The sequence below is a fragment of the Pseudomonas sp. 4CAES_32.4 genome (assembly GCF_058136335.1).
This window is the reverse complement of record NZ_CM176882.1, coordinates 2,202,360-2,219,426: the sequence shown is the minus strand read 5'-3', so window position 1 is coordinate 2,219,426 and position 17,067 is coordinate 2,202,360. Positions and strand designations below refer to the sequence as shown.

Sequence of the window (17,067 nt, the reverse complement as noted above, 5' to 3'; positions counted from 1 at the left end):
GTCGCCTGGTCGGGCCTCATCGCTGGCAAGCCAGCTCCCACAGGTTTTGTGTACGCCTCAGAAACTGTGGGAGCTGGCTTGCCAGCGATGACAATGGCCCATACGCCAAAGAATCCGACACAAACAAAAACGGCAGCCTCTGTGGGCTGCCGTTTCGTTTGCCGCTGTGCTGATTACAAGCTCGACAGCATGTCCTTGGCCTCGCCACGCTGTTTCTCGTCACCCTCGGTCAACACTTCGTTGAGGATGTCGCGTGCACCGTCAGCGTCGCCCATGTCGATGTAGGCTTGCGCCAGATCGAGTTTGGTGGCTGCTTCATCGGTGCCAGCGAGGAAGTCGAAATCATCTTCGCCAAGATCATCCCCCTTCATTGCATCGGCCTCGGTGAAGGTCGGCTCGGCAATGCTCTGCGACAGACGATCCAGCTCGGCGTTGACGTCATCCAGTTCTGCTGAGAATGCGTCAGGCTCAGCCGCCGGGTTGCTGTCCATTTCGTCGGCCAGCGACAGGTCGAAATCGGCCGGCAACTCGAGATCATCCTGCGGCACGTCAGCCACAACCGGCGGCTCGACTGGCGGCAGATCCTTCACGCCCTCATCCAGATCCAGCATGAAGTCATCTTCAGCCAGCGTGGCCGGCGATGGCTCAGCGCCGAGGTCCAGATCCAGGTCGAAGTCCGACAGATCGTCGAGATTCTCTTTGATGTCGGTCTGCTGCTGCAGCACCGACTCAAAGCTCAGGTCATCGTCAGACGGGAATTCGTCGAGTTCGACCGGTGCTTCTGGCTCAACCACTGGCGCAGGCTCTACCGGTGTGATGTTGTCGAGATCGTCGAGGCTCAGGTCAAACGCGCTGTCCAGATCGTCTTCCTGAGGCGCCGGCGCAGGTGTTTCTGGCTCATCCAGCAGCAGATCCTTGACGTATTGCGCGTCCAGTTCGGCAGCTACGGCGGCAGCCGCCAGACCACCAGCCACAACGGCAGCCATCGCCGGGAAGCGGCTTTTCAGCTCTTCAACCTTGGCGAAGTTGTCGCCGTTGGCTACCAGTTGACGTTCCTGGCCGACGAACGCATCGCGGTCGCCCTGCTGACCGTAGACTTCCATCAATTTCAAACGCAGATCACTGCGCTGCGGCTCCAGGCTGACGCCCTCTTCCAGCAGTGCGGCGGCCTGATTCAGGCGACCGGCATTGATGTGCGATTGGGCTTTGTCCAGCACGTCATCAGAACGCTCGGCGGCCGGCGCCACCAGCGGCGCAGCAATCGGTTCGGCCATGACCACTGGCGCTACGACTACCGGAGCGGCAGCAGGCGCAGGCGCCGGGGTATTGAGCTTGACGCTCGCTGCCGGCGTTTCCAGACCTGCGAAGCTGCTTTCCGGCAGATCCTGCTCGGCGGAAAACTCTTGCTCTTCGGCCAGTGCACGCGCCATGCGCACATGCTTTTCGGCTTCCTGCTGAGCTTTGCGGCGACGCGCCAACAGCAACAGCAGGAGCAGCAGAACCACCGCACCGCCACCGATCAGCCCCAACAGGATCGGATTCGTCAGCAGTTCGTTGAAAGTCTTATCATCGTCAGCGGCAGGCTTGGTTTCGATAACCGGCTCGACCACTGGCTCAACAGGGGTTTCGGCAGGTGGAGCAATAGCGGATTCCGGCGTCGGCGAAGCTGGGGCAGCCTCTGCCGGCGTGGCGGGCGGGGTGGCGGCCAGTTCAGCAGTGATTGCCGGAACCGGCGCTACAGTGCCATTAGCGCCCGGCGCTGCGCCCGAACCTTCAGCCTGCAACTTCGCCAGTTGGTTGTTCTTCAGTTCGATCAGCTTTTGCAGTTTGTCCAACTGGCTCTGCAGATCGGTCATGCGGCTTTTCAGTTCCTCGTTGTCACGACGGGTCGTGTCGAGGCTTTCCTGAGTGACCGCGAGCTTGTTGCTCAGTGCTTTGGCATCACCCGCTGGACCCTTGCCGCGCGCCTTGGCGCTTTCGGCGGAGACCAGACTCAGATTGTCCTGGGCGTTCTGCGCCGCGCCAGTGTTGCCACGCCCCCGATTGGTGGCATCAAGTTGTTGCTGACCGGTGCCCGGCTTGGCCACATAGCGACGGCCCGAGCGCCAGGCTTCGTTCTGCGCCGCGACCTCGGCAATCGCCTTGGACTGCGGCAGCGCAGTGCTTTGCACGGCATCCGGCAGGCGCAGCACCTGACCGGTTTTCAGGCGGTTGATGTTGCCGCCGATGAACGCATCCGGGTTCAGCGCCTGGATGGCCAGCATGGTCTGCTGCACCGAACCGCCGGTGCGCGCCTTCGCGGCGATTTCCCACAGGGTATCGCGCGGCGTGGTGGTGTATTGCGTCGAGTGGGTGGCGCCAGTGGTCGGCGCGGCGATGGTCTGCGACGGCGCCGGTTGCGCGGCGGCGTCAGCGGTTTGCGGCGAGAACTTCGACGGATCGAGCAGTACGCTGTAGTCGCGCAGCAGACGGCCGTTCGGCCACATCACCTGCACAAGGAATTTCACCATCGGCTCGGACAGCGACTTGCTCGACGTGACGCGCAGTACGCTTTTACCGCTGGCGTTGAGCACCGGGGTAAACGTCAGGTCATTGAGGAAGGCCTGGCGATCAACGCCGGCCTTGGCAAAATCTTCGGGTGAAGCCAGGCTCGGCACCACTTCGGCAGCGGTGAGATCCTTGACGTCGAGCAGCTCGATTTCAGCCACCAGCGGCTGGTTCAGGGTCGACTTCAGGGTCAGCTCCCCGAGCCCGAGGGCATGCGCCATACCGGAGGACAGCGCCGAGGCGGCCGCTATTGCTAACACCAGTTTGCGAACTTGAACCATAGCCTCATCCTTTGTTTGAACGTTCCTCGGCCAGCGAGAAGATATTGATTGTCGCTGCCGTAAGGCATTGCGCGCGACGACGACAGATGTCGCGCGCGATCATTTCTTTGATGCCCCGGAAAGTCCCGGAGGGTGACACGTTATCCAGCGCTCCGGGCAAGCATAGCGCTCACCTAGAATCAGTCGACAAATTGTTGCCAAGTATCTTTTACAGCAGGTCTTTTATCAACAATTCAGCCACCTGCACAGCGTTAAGGGCCGCGCCTTTGCGTACGTTATCTGACGTCAGCCACAGATTAAGTTCCGCCGGGTCGTCGACTCCGCTGCGCACGCGCCCGACATAGACCACGTCCTGCCCTACCGCGTCACCCACGGCGGTCGGATAATCACCAGCCTCGACCAGCTCAATACCCGGCGCATCTTCAAGTGCCGCGTTGACCTTTTCCAGGTCGACAGCGCGCTTTGACTGCAAGGTCACGCTAAAGCTATCGCCAAAAAACACCGGGGCTTGAACGCAAGTTGCGGAAATCTTCAAAGAAGGCTGTGCGAGCACCTGACGCAACTCGCGCACCAGACGTTTTTCCAGCAGCGTATGGCCCTGTGCGTCAGGCGTGCCGACCTGCGCCAGCAGGTTGAAAGCCATCTGCCGATCGAAGAAGGTTGGCTCCAGCGGACGCATGTTGAGCAGCTCGGCGGTCTGCCGCGCCAACTCGGTCACGGCTTCACGGCCTTGGGCGGAAACGGCGAGATTGGCGGTGACGTTGACATATTGCAGGTCGATCAGATCGAGCAGCGGCGCCAGTACCACAGCGAGCGAAGTGGCCGATGGGCTTGGGCTGCTGACTTGAAACGGCGCCTTCAAACCGGCGAGCACTTCGGCGTTGGCTTCCGGCACGATTTGCGGCGCCTGATCGGCTGGCAGTGCGCCGGACAGGTCAATCAGCGAGCAGCCGGCGGCATGGGCACGCGTGGCATAGCTCAGGGTGATGGCCGGGCCGGCGGCGAAAAACACCAGTTTGACCTTACTGAAGTCGAACTCGTCGACTTCACGCACGCGCACGTTCTTGTTGCGGAACAGCACCGAGCTGCCAGCAGACTCGCTGCTCGCCAGCAGGTGCAGGTTGCCGACCGGGAAGTCGCGCTCTTCGAGAATCTGTACGAGGGTTTCGCCGACAGTACCGGTGGCGCCGATCACGGCAATATCTAGGGTCTGGGTCATGGTGCGAGCCTCTGGCGAAACGGGGGGAGCGGCACTTTACCGGGTGACTGGCGCACAGGCAATTTCTGCCGGGATTTGCGGGCCTGCACCGGCCTCATCGCTGGCAAGCCAGCTCCCACAGTGGGCGGTGTGATGCACAGATTTTATGTACTCCACAAATCCCTGTGGGAGCTGGCTTGCCAGCGATGGGGCCAGAACAGACTGCAGAAAAACCCCAGGCATAAAAAAACCCGCACCTCTCACAAGGCACGGGTTCTTTCATTGCTTCAGGCGATCAACGCTCCAGCAAGATCCGCAGCATGCGACGCAGCGGTTCGGCCGCGCCCCACAGCAGTTGGTCGCCGACGGTGAAGGCACCGACGAACTGCGAACCCATGTTCAGCTTGCGCAGACGGCCCACTGGAACATTCAGGGTGCCGGTGACCTTGGTCGGACTCAGCTCCTGCATGCTGATTTCGCGCTGGTTCGGCACCAGTTTGACCCAAGGGTTGTGCTGGCTGATCAAACCTTCGATATCCGCGATTGGCACGTCTTTGTTCAGCTTGATGGTCAGCGCCTGGCTGTGGCAACGCATGGCGCCGATGCGCACGCAGATACCGTCGACCGGGATCGGGCTCTTGAAGCGACCGAGAATCTTGTTGGTCTCGGCCTGAGCTTTCCACTCTTCGCGGCTCTGGCCGTTTGGCAGCTCCTTGTCGATCCACGGGATCAGGCTGCCGGCCAGCGGTACGCCGAAGTTTTCGGTCGGGTACGCTTCGCTGCGCATGGCATCAGCAACGCGACGGTCGATGTCGAGGATCGCGCTGGCCGGGTCGGCCAGTTGATCGGCAACAGCGGCGTGAGTGGCGCCCATTTGCTTGATCAGTTCACGCATGTTCTGCGCGCCGGCACCGGAAGCCGCCTGATAAGTCATGGCGCTCATCCACTCGACCAGACCGGCTTCGAACAGACCGCCCAGGCCCATCAGCATCAGGCTGACGGTGCAGTTGCCGCCGATGTAATTCTTGGTGCCCGCATCGAGTTGCTGGTCGATGACCTTGCGGTTGACCGGGTCGAGAATGATCACCGCGTCATCGTTCATGCGCAGGCTCGAGGCCGCGTCGATCCAGTAACCCTGCCAGCCGGCTTCGCGCAGCTTCGGGAACACTTCGCTGGTGTAGTCGCCGCCCTGGCAGGTCAGAATCACGTCGAGGGTCTTCAGCTCATCAATGCTGTAAGCATCCTTGAGCGGAGCAATGTCCTTGCCCACAGACGGGCCTTGGCCACCGACGTTGGAAGTGGTGAAAAACACCGGCTCGATTAGATCGAAATCCTGCTCTTCCAGCATCCGCTGCATGAGCACGGAACCGACCATCCCGCGCCAACCGATCAGACCTACACGTTTCATCGCAACTACACCTTCTTGAAAAGTGGGCCGCTGCTTTGTATTGAATTTCGCAGCGGGCCCGAGAGATTACAGATTCCGCAGCGCGGCGACTACTGCGTCGCCCATTTCCTGCGTACCGACTTTGGTGCAACCGGCCGAATAAATATCGCCAGTGCGCAGACCTTGGTCGAGCACGACACTGACGGCTTTTTCGATGGCATCAGCCGCATCCTGCAGATTGAAGCTGTAACGCAGCATCATCGACACCGACAGAATGGTCGCCAACGGGTTGGCGATGCCTTTGCCAGCGATGTCCGGCGCCGAACCGTGGCAAGGCTCGTACATGCCCTTGTTGTTGGTGTCGAGCGAGGCTGACGGCAGCATGCCGATGGAACCGGTGAGCATCGAGGCCTGGTCGGAGAGGATGTCGCCGAACATGTTGTCGGTGACGATCACATCGAACTGCTTCGGTGCACGCACCAGTTGCATGGCGGCGTTGTCGACGTACATGTGGCTCAGTTCAACTTCAGGGTAATCCTTGGCCACTTCTTCGACGATTTCACGCCACAGTTGGCTGGACGCCAGCACGTTGGCCTTGTCCACCGAGCAGAGTTTCTTGCCACGAACCATGGCCATGTCGAAACCGACGCGGGCGATGCGGCGGATTTCGCTTTCGCTGTACGGCAGCGTGTCGTAGGACTGACGCTCGCCGTTTTCCAGTGTGCGGGTGCCGCGCGGTGCGCCGAAGTAGATGCCACCGGTCAGCTCACGGACGATGAGGATGTCCAGACCGGCAACGATTTCCGGCTTCAGGCTCGACGCTTCCGCCAGTTGCGGGTACAGAATCGCCGGACGCAGGTTGCCGAACAGGCCCAGTTGCGCACGGATTTTCAGCAGACCGCGCTCAGGGCGGATGTCACGCTCGATGGTGTCCCATTTCGGGCCACCGACGGCGCCGAGCAGTACGGCATCGGCAGCGCGGGCACGGTCGAGGGTTTCGTCGGCCAGCGGCACGCCGTGCTTGTCGATGGCGGCGCCACCGATCAGGTCATGGCTCAGCTCGAAGCCCAGGCTGTACTTGTCGTTGGCCAGTTCCAGCACCTTGACCGCCTCGGCCATGATTTCCGGACCAATACCGTCACCTGGGAGAATCAGAATCTGCTTGCTCATGCTTTCCTCGTGTCTTCAGTCGGTGCGCCATCTCAGGCGCGCCCGGAAAAATTCTTATCGCTCAGCCATCAGTACGATCACATCTGTACTGAACGAGCCGTCGGCATCAATCTCAAAATATTCGCGCACTTCGTTGCCCATCGACTGCTGCAACTGGCGGATCGCCGCACGCATCACTTCGGGTGTGCGCATGCGCTCAACCCAGGTGGTGTACTCCAGACGCAGGCGCTGCCGCGTGGTACTGCGCACATGCAAACCGGCTTCGCTGACCTGACGCAGCCATTCAGCGGCAGAATAATCGCGCACATGGCTGGTGTCGCGCAGCACTTCGACGCTTTGCAGGTAAGTGTCGAACAACGGACTGCCCGGTGACAACACATCCACGAACGCCGCGACACCGCCCGGCTTCAGCACCCGGCGCACTTCGCGCAGGGCCACGCCGAGATCGCTCCAGTGATGCGCCGAATAACGGCTGAACACGAAGTCGAACTCGCCATCGGCAAACGGCAGACGCTCGGCGGCACCGTTGACCGTGGCAATGTTGCTCATGCCGCGATCAATCGCAGCGGCAGCGACCACGTCGAGCATTTGCTGCGACAGGTCGTAGGCGACTACTTCCCTGACCAGCGGTGCAACGTGGAAACTGACGTGACCGGCGCCGCAACCCAGGTCCAGCACCCGCGCCTGGCCCTGCCCGGCCAGCTCAGCTTGTAGCAGTGCGAATTCGGTGCCTTGAGCGTGAACGGCGCTGCTCAGGTAGGCGGCGGCCTGTTCACCGAATTGCTTTTGTACGACCTGAGTGTGTTGGGCGGTGCTGGTCATGGGGACTTCCTTTTTAGGGTGAGTCTTGTGGTGCTTTTGGGGGCCTCATCGCGAGCAGGCTCACTCCTACATTTGGAATGCGCTCCCCTGTAGGAGTGAGCCTGCTCGCGATGGCGCCATTCGCCATACGCAAATTATGCGTCGCGAAACAACCACGGCTGGCTAACCCGATGCTTGGCCTCAAACGTCGCAATCGCATCGCCGTCCTGCAAGGTCAAACCGATATCGTCCAGACCGTTCAACAGGCAATGCTTGCGGAACGCATCGATCTCAAAGCTGTACACCTTGCCATCCGGACGCGTCACGGTCTGCGCCTGCAGATCGACCTGCAACTGATAACCCGGCTCGGCCTCGACCTGCTTGAACAACTCATCGACTTCAGCGTCGCTCAAGATGATCGGCAGCAAGCCGTTCTTGAAGCTGTTGTTGAAGAAGATGTCGGCGTAGCTCGGCGCGATGATGCTGCGGAAACCGTATTCTTCCAGCGCCCACGGCGCGTGTTCACGGCTGGAACCGCAACCGAAGTTCTCGCGGGCCAGCAACACGCTGGCGCCTTGGTAACGCTCGGCGTTGAGGACGAAGTCCTTGTTCAGCGGACGCTTGGAGTTGTCCTGATACGGTTGGCCGACATCCAGATAACGCCATTCGTCGAACAGGTTCGGACCAAAACCGGTGCGTTTGATCGACTTCAAGAATTGTTTCGGAATGATCTGGTCGGTGTCGACGTTGGCACGATCCAAAGGCGCGACAAGTCCAGTGTGCTGGGTAAAAGCTTTCATGCTGCGCTCCTTAAATCAATTCACGAACGTCGATGAAACGACCGTTCACCGCTGCCGCCGCCGCCATGGCCGGGCTGACGAGGTGGGTACGGCCACCAGCGCCCTGACGGCCTTCGAAGTTACGGTTGGACGTCGAGGCGCAATGCTCGCCGGATTCCAAACGGTCCGGGTTCATCGCCAGGCACATCGAGCAACCCGGCTCACGCCATTCGAAACCGGCTTCGAGGAAAATCTTGTCGAGACCTTCGGCCTCAGCCTGCGCCTTCACCAGACCCGAGCCCGGCACTACGATCGCTTGCTTGATCGTCAAAGCCACTTTGCGACCCTTGGCGATCACCGCCGCAGCGCGCAGGTCTTCGATGCGCGAGTTGGTGCAGGAACCGATGAACACGCGATCCAGCTGAATGTCGGTGATCGCTTGATTAGCGGTCAAACCCATGTATTTCAAGGCGCGGACGATCGAGTCGCGCTTGACCAGATCCATTTCCTTGGCCGGATCCGGCACGTTCTGATCAACCGCCAAAACCATCTCCGGCGAAGTGCCCCAGCTGACTTGCGGCTTGATCTGCGCAGCGTCGAGTTCGACGACGGTGTCGAATTTGGCGTCAGCGTCAGAGACCAGATCTTTCCAGGCTTCGACGGCCATATCCCATTCCGCGCCTTTCGGGGCGAATGGACGGCCCTTCACGTAGTCGACGGTCTTCTGATCCGCTGCCACCAAACCTACGCGGGCGCCGGCTTCGATGGACATGTTGCAGATGGTCATGCGGCCTTCAACGGACAAGTCGCGGATCGCGCTGCCAGCGAATTCGATGGCGTGGCCGTTACCGCCGGCAGTGCCGATCTTGCCGATCACCGCGAGGACGATGTCCTTGGCAGTCACGCCGAACGGCAATTGCCCTTCAACGCGCACCAGCATGTTTTTCATTTTCTTGGCGACCAGGCACTGGGTGGCGAGCACGTGCTCGACCTCGGAGGTGCCGATACCGTGAGCCAAAGCGCCGAACGCGCCGTGGGTCGAGGTGTGCGAGTCGCCGCAGACCACGGTCATGCCCGGCAAGGTTGCACCCTGCTCCGGGCTGATCACGTGGACGATGCCTTGGCGGACGTCGTTCATCTTGAATTCGACGATGCCGTATTCATCGCAGTTGTCGTCGAGGGTCTGAACCTGCAAACGCGAGACCTGGTCGGCAATGGCTTCGATGCCGCCCTTGCGCTCTGGAGTCGTCGGTACGTTGTGGTCCGGGGTCGCAATGTTGGCATCGATGCGCCAAGGCTTGCGCCCTGCCAGACGCAGGCCTTCGAAGGCTTGCGGCGAGGTCACTTCGTGAATGATGTGACGATCGATGTAGATCAGCGCAGAGCCATCGTCGCGCTGCTTGACCAAGTGCGAATCCCAGAGCTTGTCGTAGAGCGTTTTGCCGGCCATCAGACGGTTCCTCATCAGCTTGTTTCTATGCCCTGGGCTTATCAATAACCCTTTGGCTTGTGAGGCCGATCCTATGGGGTTAGATTAAATAACTCAAATTCATATTTTTTATGCTTTGGATAACCAACTGGAATACGAACATGGATCTGGCCAACCTCAACGCTTTTATCGCCATCGCCGAGACCGGCAGCTTCTCCGGCGCCGGCGAACGGCTGCACCTGACGCAGCCTGCCATCAGCAAACGCATCGCCGGGCTGGAGCAGCAATTGAAGGTGCGTCTGTTTGATCGGCTCGGCCGCGAAGTCGGTCTGACCGAGGCTGGCCGCGCCCTGCTGCCTCGGGCTTATCAGATTCTCAACGTGCTCGACGACACCCGCCGCGCCCTGACCAATCTGACCGGTGAAGTCAGCGGGCGCCTGACCCTGGCCACCAGTCACCACATCGGCCTGCACCGTTTGCCGCCGCTGTTAAGGGAATTCACCCGCCGTTACCCACAGGTGGCGCTGGATATTCAGTTTCTCGATTCCGAAGTGGCCTACGAGGAAATTCTCCATGGTCGCGCCGAATTGGCGGTCATCACCCTCGCACCGGAACCCCACACATTGGTCAAAGCCACGCCAGTGTGGGACGACCCGTTGGATTTTGTGGTCGCCCCAGAGCATTCGCTGATCCATAACGGTGCCGTCAGTCTGGCGGACATTGCCGGTCATCCGGCGGTTTTCCCCGGCGGCAACACCTTTACCCACCATATTGTCCAACGCTTGTTCGAGGCTCAGGGGCTGACGCCGAACATCGCCATGAGCACCAACTACCTGGAAACCATCAAGATGATGGTCTCGATCGGCCTCGCCTGGAGCGTTTTGCCGCGCACCATGCTCGACGATCAAGTGGCAAGCATCGCATTGCCGGGCATACAGCTCAGTCGCCAGCTAGGCTATATCTTGCACACCGAACGGACGCTATCGAATGCGGCAAGAGCCTTCATGGCATTGCTGGATGCACAAATCGATTTGCCAGGGACTTAAGGCCTACTTGTGCTACTCCTATAGAGCCGCTATCCCTGTGCCTAATGCCACCATCAGCTCAAGGCCTGTCCACAATGCCGAAATCTGTTGACCGAATTCCGCCGATGCCGCGTATTCAGGCGATTGACCCGCGTCATTCCGAGCAGAGCTGGGAGAGCGCGCCGCAATTGCTCGCCGCGCTCAACGGCGCCCGGCTCGGCGCCTGGTACTGGGACATCGAGCGCGGGCAGATCAGTTGGTCTCGCGGCACTCAGGCCCTGTTCGGCTTCGATCCTCGGCAACCGTTGCCTGAAGACCTGGAATATCTCGACCTGTTGCCACCGGAAGACCGCGCGAAAACCGTTCGCGCCTTCCACGCGGTAATCGCCGGCGCACCACTGGAACAGGCGATGCACCACCGTATCCGCTGGCCCGACGGCAGCCTGCACTGGCTGGAGATCAGCGGCAGCTTGCTGCCAGATAAAAACGGCCGGCCCCGAATGATCGGGGTGATTCGCGAAATCACCCATCAGCGTCAACGCGAACAGGCGCTGAGCAGCTCGGAGAAACGTTTCGCCACACTGTTTCATCTTTGTCCGAACATGGTCTTGCTGACCCGCCAGGAAGACGGCCTGATCAGCGAAGCCAATCAGTATTTCGAAAGCCTGTTCGGCTGGCCTGTGCAGAGCGCTATTGGCCGCACCACGCTGGAACTTGGCCTGTGGGTGCACCCGGAGCAACGCGCCGAGCTGGTCAAGAAGACCAACACCAAGGGCGAACTGATCGCCATGGAAGTGCAGTTTCGTGCCAGCAACGGCCAGGTGCACGACGGTATTCTCAGCGCCCAGAAAGTCGAGCTCGAAGGCCAGCCTTATCTGCTCAGCACTTTCCTCGACACCACTGAGCGCAAAGCCGCCGAACATGCGTTGAAGGACAGCCAGGAACGCCTCGATCTGGCGCTGGATTCGGCGCAACTCGGCACTTGGGACTGGCACATTCCCAGCGGCATGCTTTACGGCTCGGCACGGGCCGCGCAACTGCACGGGCTGGAGCCGAAGCCGTTCCACGAATCGTTCGAAGAGTTTTTCGAAGGCGTACCCGGCGAGGAACGCGACACTATGCGCGACGCCTACCGCAGCCTGCGCGAAGGCCCGGCGGGCAATTATCAGCTGACTTATCGCGTGCAATTGGCGGACGGCAGCTCGCGCTACCTGGAAAGCCGCGCCCGCCTCTATCGTGATGACAACGGCGCGCCGCTGCGCATGGCCGGCACGCTGCTGGACATCACCGATCAGGTCGAACGCGAACAGCGCCTCGTCGCCTCGGAAGAAAAATTCGCCACGCTGTTTCAGGTCAGCCCCGACCCGATCTGCGTCACGCGCCAGGAAACCGGTGAGTTCATCGAGATCAACTCCAGCTTCAGCCAGACCTTTGGCTGGAGCGCCGCCGATGTGATCGGCCACACCGCTGAAGAAATCGGCCTGTGGGACGCCTCGGCGAAAAGCCTGCAACGCATCGAGCGGGTCATCCGCGAGCAAGGCCTGAGCAACGTCGCGATCATCGTCCAGCACAAGGACGGACAGTCGCTGACTTGCGTGATTTCCAGCCGTCAAATCAGCGTCGGCGATCAGCCGTGCATCGTTACCACGCTGCGCGACATTACCCAGCAGCAACGCTCGGAAGCGGCGCTCAAGGCCAGCGAAGAGAAATTCGCCAAGGCGTTTCACTCCAGCCCCGACGCGATCACCATTACCGAGCGCGACACCGGGCGCTACCTGGAGGTCAACGACGGTTTCTGCCGGCTCACCGGCTATCGCGCCGACGAAGTGGTGGGCAAAACCGTGTATCAGGTCGGTATCTGGGCCGAGGAAAAACAGCGTTCGGCGCTACTGGCCGAACTGCAGATCAAGGGCCGCGTGCACCATCAGGAAATGCTTGGACGCAACAAGCGCGGCGAAATCCTTACGGTAGAAGTCTCGGTCGAGCCAATCACTCTGAATGAAACCGCGTGCCTGCTACTGACGGCACGGGATGTAAGCCTGTTGAAAAACGCCGAAGCGCAGATTCGCCATTTGGCCTACCACGACCCGCTGACCAACCTGCCCAACCGCGCCCTGCTGATGGATCGCCTGAGCCAGCAGATCGCCCTGCTCAAGCGCCACAACCTGCGCGGCGCGTTGCTGTTCCTCGATCTCGACCACTTCAAACACATCAACGATTCGCTCGGCCACCCGGTCGGCGACACGGTGCTTAAAATCATCACCGCGCGCCTGGAAGCCAGCGTACGCATGGAAGACACCGTTGCGCGCCTCGGTGGCGACGAATTCGTGGTGCTGCTCAGTGGCCTGGAAGGCTCGCGCAATGACGTCACCGCGCAAGTGCGCAATCTCGCCGACACCCTGCGTGAATTGCTCTCTGAGCCGATGTTCCTCGACGGCCAGCGCTTGCAAGTGACGCCGAGCATCGGCGTGGCGCTGATTCCCGACCACGGCTCGACCCCGACCGACCTGCTCAAGCGCGCCGACATCGCGCTGTACCGGGCCAAGGATTCCGGGCGCAACACCACGCAGATGTACCACAACACCATGCAGAAAGCGGCCAGCGAACGGCTGCGCATGGAGACCGACCTGCGCCTGGCGTTGTCGCGTGGCGAATTCAACGTGCACTTCCAGCCGCAGATTGATGCCCGCGACAATCGGATCATCGGCGCCGAAGCGCTGGTGCGCTGGAATCACCCGGAACTTGGCGCGCAATCGCCCACCGAATTCATCAAGGTGCTGGAGGACAGCGGGCTGATTCTCGAGGTCGGCACATGGATTCTCGACGAGGCCTGCGAAGCGTTCAAACAACTGATCGCCCTGAAACTGGTCGACCCGCTCGACTTCAGCTTGTGTGTGAATATCAGTCCACGGCAATTCCGCCAGAACGACTTCGTCGAACGCATCGAACACAGCATGACCAGCCACGGCCTGCCCTGCTCGCTGCTCAAGCTGGAAATCACCGAAGGCATCGTCATCCAGAATCTGGAAGACACCATCAGCAAAATGCGCCGTCTGAAAAAGCTTGGCGTGAGTTTCGCCATGGACGACTTCGGCACTGGTTATTCGTCGCTGACGTACCTCAAGCGTTTGCCGGTGGACACGCTGAAAATCGATCAGTCGTTTATCCGTGATGCGACGACTGATCCGAACGATGCCGAGATCATTCGCGCGATTGTCGCCATGGCGCGCAGTCTGGAGCTGGAAGTGATTGCCGAAGGTGTGGAAACCCCGGAGCAGCTGGCATTCCTGCAAGGGCTGGGCTGCCATTTGTATCAGGGTTATTTGCACAGTCGACCGGTGGCGCTGGAAGATCTGAAAGTGCTGCTGGAATGACAGGCACAAAAAAGGGCGCCATTGGCGCCCTTTTCATTGCTCGGCCTTATTGCAGAACCGGCTTCTCCACCCCATTGATCGGGATGCGTTTGGCTTTCGCTTCTTCCGGGATCACTCGCAACAGGTCGATGCTCAGTAGGCCGTTTTTCAGATCCGCGGCCTTGATCTCGATGTGATCAGCCAGACGGAAGGACAGCTTGAACGCACGCTGGGCGATGCCTTGGTGCAGGAAGGTCACGCCTTCGTTGGCGTCACGCTTGCCGCCACTGATGGTCAGCACACCCTTTTCGACTTGCAGCTCCAGGTCTTCTTCCTGGAAACCGGCGGCGGCGACGACGATGCGGTACTGGTCATCACCGTGCTTTTCGACGTTGTAAGGTGGGTAGCTGCTGCCTGGCTCGTTGCGCAGGGCGGTTTCGAACAGGTCGTTGAAACGGTCGAAACCTACCGAGGAACGGAACAGTGGCGCTAGGGAAAATGCGGTACTCATGGTGCAAATCTCCTGAAAAAAATCAGCAAGGTTTTTTATCTCCGCGACCCGAATTCGGCATCGCGTAACCCTTAAATAGGGACCGCTGAAATGATTTCAAGAGATTATTTGCAGATTTTTTTCAGGCTGCTTCGGCAACTGGCAGACCGAGCAAACGCGAGACATGATCAGGTTCGGTCTCGCGCCGCAGCACGGTAAACAGCTCCGTAGCCTCAGGATAATTGCGCGTCAGCATCGCCAGCCATTGCTTCAAACGACCCGGCGATTGGCGGGCGGTCATTTGCGCTTTGGCTTGCAGCCAGAAATCCTGAATCAGCGGCATCAGCTCGGCCCAGCTCATTTCGACGACTTCTTCACCGGCGCGCGCAGCTGCGATTTGCTTGGCCAGATCCGGGCGCGACACCAGTCCGCGACCGAGCATGATGTCTTCAACGCCGCTGATTTCGCGGCAGCGGCGCCAGTCTTCGACGCTCCAGATATCACCGTTGGCGAACACCGGGACTTTGACCACGTCTTGTACGCGTGGAATCCACTCCCAATGCGCAGGCGGTTTGTAGCCGTCCATTTTGGTTCGGGCGTGAACCACGATGTGCTCGGCGCCACCTTCGGCCAATGCTGTAGCGCAAACCAGCGAACCGTCCGGACTGTCGAAACCCAAGCGCATTTTTGCGGTAACGGGAATGTGCGCAGGGACTGCACGGCGCACGTGTTCGACGATTTGATTGAGCAGCTCGGGCTCTTTCAGCAGCACGGCGCCGCCACGGGATTTGTTCACGGTCTTGGCCGGGCAACCGAAGTTGAGGTCGATGACCTCGGAGCCGAGTTCGCAGGCCAGTGCAGCGTTTTCCGCCAGGCACACCGGGTCGGAACCGAGCAATTGCACGCGCAATGGCACACCGGACGCGGTGCGGGCACCGTTGAGCAGCTCCGGGCCGAATTTGTGGAAATAGGCCGGCGTGAGCAACTGATCGTTAACCCGAATGAATTCGGTCACGCACCAATCGATGCCGCCAACGCGGGTCAGCACGTCGCGGAGGATGTCGTCGACCAACCCCTCCATGGGCGCCAGAGCAATTTGCATGGGAAAAACACTACTTGAGGAAAAAACGTGGGGCAGTTTACTGGATTGAGCGGCTTAAACCCACGACCACCTGTAGGAGCCGCCGAAGGCTGCGATCTTTTGATGTTGTTTTTTAGAATCAAGATCAAGAGATCGCAGCCTTCGGCAGCTCCTACAAGGATTGTGTCAGGCCGGGACTTGGATTGCGGGGCCGTAACCTTCGATGAACTCGGCCGGCATGCGCTTCGGCTTGCCCGTCGACAGTTCGATGCAGACAAACGTGGTTTGCGCGCGTAACAGCGTGGTGTTGTCGCTCGGGCGTTTGAGCTGGAAATGCCGGGTCATCTTCAGACGCTGATCCCAATCGACGATCCATGTCGCCAATTGCAACTCGTCGCCTTCGTAGGCCGCTGCCAGATAATCGATCTCGTGACGCACCACCGCCATCGCCCGGTCCAGTCGTCGATACTCGACCAGATCCAGCCCCAGACGCTGCGAATGGCGCCAGGCACAGCGTTCGAGCCAGGTCACGTACACCGCGTTGTTCGCGTGGCCCAGCCCGTCGATGTCTTCGACGCCTACTTGCAGATCAATGGTAAACGGCGTTGCCCGATCCCAACCCATGCCCCACTCCCGGTCAATGTATTCAACCCGGGCAGTGTAACGGAGCTCACGCCGATTGGCGCGCCTGCAGGCTGCGGCCGGCCAACAGTGATAACACGCCATCAATCACTCGCGGGTCGGCGAGCACGCGCTGATGACCACCGCCCTCAAGCCGCAGCAAGCGGCTGTCGAACCAGGATTCGTGAATCAATTGCGATTCTTTGACCGAAACGAAGTTGTCGTCCTCGGCATGCACGATCAGGCCGGGCATATCCAGTTGATAGTGGGCGACGTCGAGGGTAGCGGCGCGCATACCGACGTCTTGCTCGACTTGGCGAATAAACGCTGAACGCGCTCTGGGCGGCATGCCGACGTAGCGGGCGAATCCGCGCAGTACACCGAGGATGCGCGCTGGCGCGGCGATGCTGACGAGGGTTTCGGTGCGCAAGCCCAATTGCACGGCGAGCATCGCGCTGGCGCCGCCCATGGAGTGACCGATCACCGCTTGCAGGGGCGGCAACTCGGCGGCCGCCTCGAGCATGGCGCGGGCGAATAAAACAACGTTAGCTTCGCGCCCAGGCGAACGGCCATGTGCCGGGCCATCGAGGGCGATAACGGTGTAACCGGCGTCAACCAGTGCAGTGATCAGCGCGGCGAACTGAGTGGGGCGCCCTTCCCAACCGTGCATCAGCAGCACCGCAGGACCCTGGCCCCAGCGCAGCGCTGAAAGACCGAAACGCAAGGTGATGCGCTCTGCGCTGGCCAGCATCGGCAGCTCCCAGTCACGCAGCGGCAGCGCGCGCGGCGTCATGAACGCCAGACGCATCTTGCTCGCCACCCGTTTCGGTGCAATCCAGCCCAAGGTGCCATTAACGCCACGAACCCACTTCAACGTGTTCATCGCTCTCTCCTCAGGCTTGCTG

General features: G+C 60.4%; 13 protein-coding genes. 2 read left to right on the top strand and 11 right to left on the bottom strand.

The window, feature by feature from the left end; genetic code table 11:
• Nucleotides 1–173 precede the first annotated feature (173 nt).
• The 7 genes from AC3Y64_RS10005 to leuC all read right to left on the bottom strand — a co-directional run bounded on the left by AC3Y64_RS10005 (nucleotide 174) and on the right by leuC (nucleotide 9,613).
• Nucleotides 174–2,828, bottom strand: coding sequence for a motility hub landmark protein FimV (locus AC3Y64_RS10005; RefSeq protein ID WP_489987296.1), 2,655 nt, complete (start codon nucleotides 2,826–2,828; stop codon nucleotides 174–176).
• 208 nt (nucleotides 2,829–3,036) lie between these two features.
• Nucleotides 3,037–4,047, bottom strand: coding sequence for an aspartate-semialdehyde dehydrogenase (locus tag AC3Y64_RS10000; RefSeq protein WP_489987295.1), 1,011 nt, complete (start codon nucleotides 4,045–4,047; stop codon nucleotides 3,037–3,039).
• Between the two features lie 274 nt (nucleotides 4,048–4,321).
• The gene (asd, locus tag AC3Y64_RS09995; protein WP_007913448.1) at nucleotides 4,322–5,434 is read right to left on the bottom strand and encodes an aspartate-semialdehyde dehydrogenase; all 1,113 of its coding nucleotides are present in this window, start codon (nucleotides 5,432–5,434) and stop codon (nucleotides 4,322–4,324) included.
• A 66-nt stretch (nucleotides 5,435–5,500) separates the two neighbouring features.
• Nucleotides 5,501–6,583, bottom strand: coding sequence for a 3-isopropylmalate dehydrogenase (gene leuB, locus AC3Y64_RS09990; RefSeq protein ID WP_159812952.1), 1,083 nt, complete (start codon nucleotides 6,581–6,583; stop codon nucleotides 5,501–5,503).
• A 54-nt stretch (nucleotides 6,584–6,637) separates the two neighbouring features.
• On the bottom strand, nucleotides 6,638–7,405 hold the full coding sequence (locus AC3Y64_RS09985; RefSeq protein WP_489987294.1) for a class I SAM-dependent methyltransferase: 768 nt from the start codon (nucleotides 7,403–7,405) through the stop codon (nucleotides 6,638–6,640).
• Between the two features lie 134 nt (nucleotides 7,406–7,539).
• Nucleotides 7,540–8,184, bottom strand: a complete 645-nt coding sequence (leuD, locus tag AC3Y64_RS09980; RefSeq protein WP_007913445.1) for a 3-isopropylmalate dehydratase small subunit — start codon at nucleotides 8,182–8,184, stop codon at nucleotides 7,540–7,542.
• A 10-nt stretch (nucleotides 8,185–8,194) separates the two neighbouring features.
• Complete coding sequence (gene leuC / locus AC3Y64_RS09975; protein ID WP_489987293.1) at nucleotides 8,195–9,613, bottom strand: 3-isopropylmalate dehydratase large subunit; 1,419 nt, start codon at nucleotides 9,611–9,613, stop codon at nucleotides 8,195–8,197.
• A gap of 140 nt (nucleotides 9,614–9,753) precedes the next feature.
• Here leuC and AC3Y64_RS09970 point away from each other — a divergent pair, with 140 nt between their 5' ends.
• Together AC3Y64_RS09970 and AC3Y64_RS09965 are read left to right on the top strand one after the other, a co-directional pair.
• Nucleotides 9,754–10,638, top strand: a complete 885-nt coding sequence (locus AC3Y64_RS09970; RefSeq protein WP_489987292.1) for a LysR family transcriptional regulator — start codon at nucleotides 9,754–9,756, stop codon at nucleotides 10,636–10,638.
• A 74-nt stretch (nucleotides 10,639–10,712) separates the two neighbouring features.
• Nucleotides 10,713–13,991, top strand: coding sequence for a sensor domain-containing protein (locus AC3Y64_RS09965; protein ID WP_489987291.1), 3,279 nt, complete (start codon nucleotides 10,713–10,715; stop codon nucleotides 13,989–13,991).
• Nucleotides 13,992–14,037: 46 nt separating this feature from the next.
• Here AC3Y64_RS09965 and AC3Y64_RS09960 read toward each other — a convergent pair whose 3' ends face one another.
• From AC3Y64_RS09960 to AC3Y64_RS09945, 4 genes are all read right to left on the bottom strand, one after another.
• Nucleotides 14,038–14,481 carry an Hsp20 family protein gene (locus tag AC3Y64_RS09960; protein ID WP_064389121.1) on the bottom strand — a complete coding sequence of 148 codons (444 nt, stop codon included), beginning with the start codon at nucleotides 14,479–14,481 and terminating at the stop codon, nucleotides 14,038–14,040.
• Nucleotides 14,482–14,602: 121 nt separating this feature from the next.
• Entirely contained in the window at nucleotides 14,603–15,562 is a 960-nt protein-coding gene (locus tag AC3Y64_RS09955) for a tRNA dihydrouridine synthase (protein WP_160057139.1), read from the bottom strand.
• Between the two features lie 165 nt (nucleotides 15,563–15,727).
• Entirely contained in the window at nucleotides 15,728–16,165 is a 438-nt protein-coding gene (locus tag AC3Y64_RS09950) for an acyl-CoA thioesterase (protein ID WP_489987290.1), read from the bottom strand.
• 46 nt (nucleotides 16,166–16,211) lie between these two features.
• Nucleotides 16,212–17,045: an alpha/beta fold hydrolase gene (locus AC3Y64_RS09945; protein ID WP_489987289.1), complete on the bottom strand. Its 834-nt coding sequence runs from the start codon at nucleotides 17,043–17,045 to the stop codon at nucleotides 16,212–16,214.
• Nucleotides 17,046–17,067 lie beyond the last annotated feature (22 nt).

Excerpts from the sequence above, each read along its gene's own strand:
- AC3Y64_RS10005 (WP_489987296.1), bottom strand. The coding sequence starts at position 2,828 with ATGGTTCAAGTTCGCAAACTGGTGTTAGCAATAGCGGCCGCCTCGGCG.
- AC3Y64_RS10000 (WP_489987295.1), bottom strand. The coding sequence starts at position 4,047 with ATGACCCAGACCCTAGATATTGCCGTGATCGGCGCCACCGGTACTGTC.
- asd (WP_007913448.1), bottom strand. The coding sequence starts at position 5,434 with ATGAAACGTGTAGGTCTGATCGGTTGGCGCGGGATGGTCGGTTCCGTG.
- leuB (WP_159812952.1), bottom strand. The coding sequence starts at position 6,583 with ATGAGCAAGCAGATTCTGATTCTCCCAGGTGACGGTATTGGTCCGGAA.
- AC3Y64_RS09985 (WP_489987294.1), bottom strand. The coding sequence starts at position 7,405 with ATGACCAGCACCGCCCAACACACTCAGGTCGTACAAAAGCAATTCGGT.
- leuD (WP_007913445.1), bottom strand. The coding sequence starts at position 8,184 with ATGAAAGCTTTTACCCAGCACACTGGACTTGTCGCGCCTTTGGATCGT.
- leuC (WP_489987293.1), bottom strand. The coding sequence starts at position 9,613 with ATGGCCGGCAAAACGCTCTACGACAAGCTCTGGGATTCGCACTTGGTC.
- AC3Y64_RS09970 (WP_489987292.1), top strand. The coding sequence starts at position 9,754 with ATGGATCTGGCCAACCTCAACGCTTTTATCGCCATCGCCGAGACCGGC.
- AC3Y64_RS09965 (WP_489987291.1), top strand. The coding sequence starts at position 10,713 with ATGCCGAAATCTGTTGACCGAATTCCGCCGATGCCGCGTATTCAGGCG.
- AC3Y64_RS09960 (WP_064389121.1), bottom strand. The coding sequence starts at position 14,481 with ATGAGTACCGCATTTTCCCTAGCGCCACTGTTCCGTTCCTCGGTAGGT.
- AC3Y64_RS09955 (WP_160057139.1), bottom strand. The coding sequence starts at position 15,562 with ATGCAAATTGCTCTGGCGCCCATGGAGGGGTTGGTCGACGACATCCTC.
- AC3Y64_RS09950 (WP_489987290.1), bottom strand. The coding sequence starts at position 16,165 with ATGGGTTGGGATCGGGCAACGCCGTTTACCATTGATCTGCAAGTAGGC.
- AC3Y64_RS09945 (WP_489987289.1), bottom strand. The coding sequence starts at position 17,045 with ATGAACACGTTGAAGTGGGTTCGTGGCGTTAATGGCACCTTGGGCTGG.